Source organism: Microcoleus sp. Pol12B4 (assembly GCF_036701385.1).
Lineage (GTDB): Bacteria > Cyanobacteriota > Cyanobacteriia > Cyanobacteriales > Microcoleaceae > Microcoleus.
Window position 1 is genome coordinate 1 of record NZ_JAUBQR010000416.1, and the last position, 1,897, is coordinate 1,897.

Genomic DNA, 1,897 nt, shown 5'->3' on the forward strand with positions numbered 1-1,897 from the left:
AATAAATCCTCAGCATTTAAGAAATTGGTTTGCTAACTGTTGCTATTGTACCTCATAACAGCGGAAAACGCTGTATCTGAATACTCTGTAACTTTCTCCTTGATATGACCAACTAGGGCTTTCAGTTGCTCACTATTTCGTCTATTTTCTCCCGTTTTTATTTGAGCTAGAGCGGCAGATTGAAGTCCTTGCGTTTCTGAGTTGTTTTGATCTTCTTCCGTTTTTGTTTGAGGGAGAGAACCAGACTCAATTTTTTGCGTTTCCGACTTTGCTATATATTCTTCATATTCTTCCAATTTTGTTTGAGCAAGCTCTGAATACTCTGTAACTTTCTCCTTGAGCTGACCAACTATACCCTTCATTTGCTCACTATTTTGAATATCTGTGACCTTCTGTTGGGCTTGATTCACAATCGACTTAAATTTATCTCCAAAGCCAACCATTAGAATACCTCCCTTAATCCACTCGGTCAAAACATGACTGAGTTTGTTGAAATAAACTGTAATTAGAGTTACAGGGTAGAAAACGGCAAGCGTTAAATTTCTACACTTACGCTTTATATTTCTCCCATTATCATTAGGAATCAAAGGTTTGTCGAGCCAAAAATGCTCTATTTTGTGGGCAATTTTGTGAGCGACGCCCACTCGCCCTCTGTAAAAAATGTTTGTAAATGCCAGAAAATGTTGGAAAATGTTAGGTATAATACGAAAAATCCCCACATCTGCGATGCTACATGAATCTTAACGAAGTGTTAAAAATGGCTGACGAGATAGTCTTTGCCAAGACCGATCAGCACCTCGATAACTTACAAGAGGCAATTCTGCGAGGAACCATGCAAGGTGAGAAATACACCAAAATTGCCGAGGAGATTCACTGTAATGAGAGTTATGTTAGGCAAGTTGGTTCGGAATTATGGCAGATAGTTTCAGAAGAGTTCGGGGAAGATGTTAATAAAAAGAATTTTCGATCGGTAATGGGAAGGTTTATATTTGAAAATGTCTCTAATTTTGAAAACGTAGCAATTAGTAGTTTTAACACCTGTGGAGAACCTACACACCCGCCAAATAGCCCAAACTCACAGCCACTAAATCAAGAAACATCTAACTCAAAACAAACCAAAACTCTAAATCAAGATTTAAGCGAAATGCCGGAGTTGGGCGATTTCTTCGATCGCACTCCCGAACTCCACACCCTCACCACCTGGATTCTACAACAACGCTGTCGCCTCATCACCCTCACCGGCATCAGCGGTATCGGGAAAACCACCCTAGCAGTGCAACTCCTACAACAAATTAAAGACGAGTTTGAGTACGCAGTTTGGTACACTCTAGACGAATTCCCCACCCTAGAAAAATTTCAATCTAACCTAATACAGCTTTTTTTCCAGTCAGAAAAACAAAATTCATCCCCAACAAACCAAAAACGCTTACCGCTGATTAAGTATTTACAAAACCATCGCTGTTTAATCGTCTTAGATGACGTTCACAACCTTTTCTGTAGTGGCGAATTGGCAGGAAAATATAAACCAGAATCCGAAGAATATCGCTCTTTATTCAAACAAATAGAAAAATTATCCCATCAAAGCTGCTTTATGTTACTCGGTTGGGAACAACCGAGAGAAGTGACTCAAGTTAAAAGCCAAAATACTTCTATTCGCACCTTACAACTCAAAGGTTTAGACATCGCAGCCGGACGGGAAATACTCAGAGATTATGGGGTAGAGGAAAGCGACAACAGTGAAGCACTCATTCATCGCTACCAAGGCAATCCCCTATGGTTAAAAAGCGTGGCGAATCTGATTCAAGACTTGGGTGGAGGCGTGACAGAGTTATTACCAAATGATACTATATTGTTGCCGGAAGATTTGAAAGATGTTTTACAGCAGCAGTTCGATCGC

2 protein-coding genes are annotated in these 1,897 nt (G+C 40.1%); one reads left to right on the plus strand and one right to left on the minus strand.

The genetic code is table 11. The annotated features are described in order from the left end of the window. Positions 1–32: 32 nt before the first annotated feature. A complete protein-coding gene (locus tag QUA38_RS28655; RefSeq protein ID WP_333167858.1) occupies positions 33–644 on the minus strand; it encodes a hypothetical protein in 612 nt (203 codons plus the stop codon). Between the two features lie 89 nt (positions 645–733). On the opposite strand from QUA38_RS28655, the gene QUA38_RS28660 reads away from it, so the two are divergent. Further along, a partial coding sequence (locus tag QUA38_RS28660; protein WP_333167860.1) for an ATP-binding protein occupies positions 734–1,897 on the plus strand: 1,164 nt, incomplete at its 3' end.